The organism is uncultured Empedobacter sp., assembly GCF_937930195.1.
Classification (GTDB): domain Bacteria; phylum Bacteroidota; class Bacteroidia; order Flavobacteriales; family Weeksellaceae; genus Empedobacter; species Empedobacter stercoris.
Genome location: NZ_CALGVK010000084.1, coordinates 1 through 4,093, shown reverse-complemented (window position 1 = coordinate 4,093; position 4,093 = coordinate 1). Strand labels below are relative to the sequence as shown.

At 30.6% G+C, this 4,093-nt stretch carries 4 protein-coding genes; 3 read left to right on the top strand and 1 reads right to left on the bottom strand.

The features are described 5' to 3' along the window. Positions 1 to 132 precede the first annotated feature (132 nt). The gene (locus Q0616_RS05270) at positions 133 to 939 is read left to right on the top strand and encodes an SDR family NAD(P)-dependent oxidoreductase (protein WP_286483875.1); all 807 of its coding nucleotides are present in this window, start codon (positions 133 to 135) and stop codon (positions 937 to 939) included. Between the two features lie 33 nt (positions 940 to 972). Here Q0616_RS05270 and Q0616_RS05265 read toward each other — a convergent pair whose 3' ends face one another. Beyond that, positions 973 to 1,668, bottom strand: coding sequence for a YjjG family noncanonical pyrimidine nucleotidase (locus Q0616_RS05265; RefSeq protein ID WP_171623815.1), 696 nt, complete (start codon positions 1,666 to 1,668; stop codon positions 973 to 975). A 51-nt stretch (positions 1,669 to 1,719) separates the two neighbouring features. Here Q0616_RS05265 and Q0616_RS05260 point away from each other — a divergent pair, with 51 nt between their 5' ends. Both Q0616_RS05260 and Q0616_RS05255 read left to right on the top strand, forming a co-directional pair. Continuing rightward, positions 1,720 to 2,970 (top strand): oligosaccharide flippase family protein, encoded by a 1,251-nt coding sequence (locus tag Q0616_RS05260; RefSeq protein WP_171623814.1) that lies wholly within the window; start codon positions 1,720 to 1,722, stop codon positions 2,968 to 2,970. A 10-nt stretch (positions 2,971 to 2,980) separates the two neighbouring features. After that, positions 2,981 to 4,093 (top strand): glycosyltransferase (locus Q0616_RS05255; protein ID WP_298775590.1); only part of this gene is annotated, 1,113 nt, incomplete at its 3' end.

Below are 4,093 nucleotides of genomic sequence, written 5' to 3'. Positions count from 1 at the left end.
CTTAAATACATCGAATAGATCAAAAGAAAAAAATTACGCTTATCTACTATTTTAGTATAAAAAGAGAATGCTTATTTTTATGGTAAAAGCAAACGTGAATAGTGAATTATAAATGATTAAATTATTGATATAATGAAATTTAATTTTAAAGATAAAATAGTTTTGATTACTGGTTCTGCTTCTGGGATTGGAAAGATAATGAGCAGAAAAGTGTTAGAAAAAGGTGCGCAAGAATTGGTGATGCTCGATTATAATTTAGCTGGAATTAACCAAGTAAAAGAAGAGTTTTCTCATTTTAATATTCCAATTTCTGCTTATCAGGTAGATTTGTCAAATCAAGAAGAGCTTTTATCAACAATCGAAAAAATTAAAAATGATAATAAATCTATTGATGTGTTAATTAACAATGCGGGTATTGTTGTTGGTAAAAATTACATTGATCATACCTTAGAAGAAATTAACCGAACGATGAATGTTAATGCGGTTATGGTGTTGACGCATGCTTTTTTGCCCGAAATGGTGAAACGAAATACAGGTGTGATTTGTAATATTGCGTCGATGGCTGGATTAACTTCAACTCCAAAAATGGCTGCTTATGTAGCGAGTAAATGGGCAATAGTTGGTTTTACGGAAACGGTGAGTCTCGAAATGAAACAACAAAAAAGCAAGGTGATTGTAAATTGTGTCATGCCATTTTATATCAATACAGGAATGTTTGATGGGGTAAAATCTCGCATTGTCCCAATACTTGATCCTGAAAAAGCTTCAAGTAAAATTATTTCGAATATCGAGAAAGGAAAATTAAGAACTCCTATGCCACTTCCATATTGGTTTGTTCGGTTATCGCAAGCTTTGTTACCAAATAAGGTATATGATTTTGTGATGGGGGATGTTTTTGGTATTTATGATTCGATGGAAGATTTTAAAGGTAGAAAATAAAAAAAGGTTCAGAATTTTCTGAACCGTTGTATATTATAAATAATTTCTTACTTCATCCAAATGAGTAATCGTTGGAACGTCATCCATCGAGAAGTTTTCTTCTAATCGATCAAAGAAAATTGCTGACATTCCGTATGCTTTTGCACCAACCGCATCCGCAATCCAATCATCACCAATATAAATTGACTCATCTTTTTTAGCGCCAGATTTTTCCATTGCTAAAGAGAAAATACGAGGATCTGGTTTCAAAATTTTGATTTCATCAGCATAGGTAACTGTGTCAAAATAACCGTTTAAATCTGATGTTTCAATTTTACGTTTTGAGACTTCGATAAAACCATTTGTAATGATATGTAGGTTGTAATTTGGTTTCAAATAATCTAACAATTCCATTGCACCATCTACTACTTCATTATAATTGGTAATCGTTTCCATGTATTCTTCTTCGAAAATTTTCGCCAAAGCATCATTGTCGATACCTAATTTATCAAAAGCGTCTTTAAAACGTCTTGCTCTTAATTCTTCTTTTGTGATTTTTTTGTCACGAATTAAAGCCCAAAGACTTTCGTTACTATCGTGGTAAAAAGGGTGAAATTCTTCAAATGAAAAACCATATCGGTTTTCAACATCGTATTTTATATAAAGTTCTTTTAAAGCGAATTTTGCATTTTTTCTGAAATCCCAAAGTGTATTATCAAGGTCGAAAAAAACGTGTTTTATTGTGTTCATAAATGCAAAGCTAAGGATTTTATGTAGATTTGCTGATGAAGATTACATCAATTGAAAACAAGGTTAGAAAAATTTAAAACGAAGAATGCAAAAGGCGTTTTGTCCTTGCTTGCTGGGAACACGATTGCGCAAGCGATAATGCTTGTTGGAGGAATAATTTTGGCAAGAATTTATGGACCAGAAGCATCAGGTACTTACAATGCTTTTTTAGGTTTTGTAGCTATTCTTTCTATTTTGACAACATTTCGTTTGGAGAATATTTTTGTAATTTCGAAATCGTCTAAAGCAATTCGAAATTTGTTCACGACCTTATTATTAGTGAGTAGCGTTGTAACGATTTTATTCTTTTTAGGCTACGCTGTTTTAGAAAAAATTTTCACGTTCAAAACCTCCTTATTTATTGTTTTTCTAAGTTGCGTTGCAGGATTGTTTACAGCTTGGAACAATGTTCAAAATACGTTGTTTACTAAGTATAAATTATTCAAAAGCATTTCAACAGGAGTCGTGATTAATGCAGTTTTTTCAGTTGTTTTTCAGGCCATTTTTTATTGGATGGGCTATAAAGAAACAGGTTTGATTTATGGAACTATTTTCGGGACAGTTTTATCTTGTGTGTTTTATTTTTCGATTACCAAAGGGCGATTTTCTTCGATTGATTTTAATTTAGCAAAAAAAACAATTTCAAAAAATAAAGAGATTATAAAGTATACATTACCATCAGAATCTCTGAATGTGATTGCGAATAATCTAATGACGATTTTGTTGTTGTTTTATTTTACGAAAGAAGATGCAGGTTTTTATGGAAATGCATCTAAAGTTTTGGTTGTTCCATTGGTTTTGTTATCCAATTCGATTTCGAAGGTTTTCTTTCAAAAATCAGCTTCAATGATTGATCATAGAGCGCATCAGTTGTATGATTTGTCAAAAAAAGTGATTGTGTATAATGTTGCTGCAATTGCTGTTTTTCTTTTGTTGATGAATTTTATTGGAATTTTTATTCTCGAATGGATGCTTGGTCCAGAATGGCGAGGTTTGCATATTATGACGTGGATTCTTTCGTTTTGGATTTTATGTCGTTCGGCGATGAATCCTATTCAACAAATTGTAGTGGTTATCAAGAAAAATCATTACGCCTTATACTTTAATATTTACCTTGTTTTGGTCACAATTACAACTTGTGTGATTGGCGGTTTAAATAAAAATATACTTTTAACGTTATCCCTATATTCTTTCTTTGCTGGAGTAGGCTATTTAGTTCAGTTATACTTTGTAATGAAAGAACTTAAGAGATATAAAAAGTAAGGTGAATAATTTGCGAAAAGATATATTAGCTTTGGCTTCTTGGTACCCAAGTCGTGTACTTTTAGATAATGGAGATTTTATACAACGCCATTTAAGAGCAATATCTACTTTAAATAATGTAACACTTGTACATGCAATTAAGGACCAAAATTTGAAATCTGATTTTGAGATTACAGATAATATCAATGAAAATGTAAGAGAGATAATTATTTATTTTAAACCATCTTTTTTCGGTCCGTTTAATTTGATTAAACAAATTAGAGCATTTCTAAAGGGTATTGCTTTGGTTAATCATTTTGATGTAATTCATTTGAATGTTATTTATCCAGCGGGTTTATTATCAACCTACTTAAAAATAAAATATAAAAAACCTGTTATTTTAACAGAACATTGGACGAATTTGCATCCGAATAAATTTATTCAACTTCCGTTTTATAAGCGCTTGGCGATTAAGAAAATTCTTAATTTTGTTGATATAGTTTTACCTGTTTCCACTCATTTAGGAGAATCTATAAAAAAGATTAATCATAAAGTTTCTTATCAAGTAATTCCAAATGTTGTTGATTTAGAAAGATTTGATTACAAATTAGATTTAAATTCTAACGAAATTCGTTTTTTGCATTTATCACATTTAGGTGATCAACACAAAAATATCTCAGGCATGTTGAATGTGGCAAAAAGATTAGCAGAAAACAATTATTCGTTTAAATTTTATATAGGAGGAAATGGTGATTTAACTCCAATTATACATTTTATAAAAGAACATAAGTTAGAAAATTATATCACAACTTTTGGACGATTAGAACATCATGAAGTTAATCAGAAGATGAATGATGCAGATTGTTTTGTGTTATTTAGTCGATTCGAAAACCAACCTTGTGTACAAGCAGAAGCTTTTGCGACAGGATTACCATTAATTGCGACGAAAGTTGGTGGTATTGAAGAGTTTTTTCCGAATAATTTTGGAATTTTAATCGAATCTGAAAATGAAGATCAATTGTTTGAAGCGATGATTGAGGTTATAAAAGGGAAGAAATTTGCAGAAGCTGAAAAGATGAATGACTATGCAAGAAAGCTATTTGCTAAAGAAGAAATTGCCCAACATTATAATGAAATTTATACA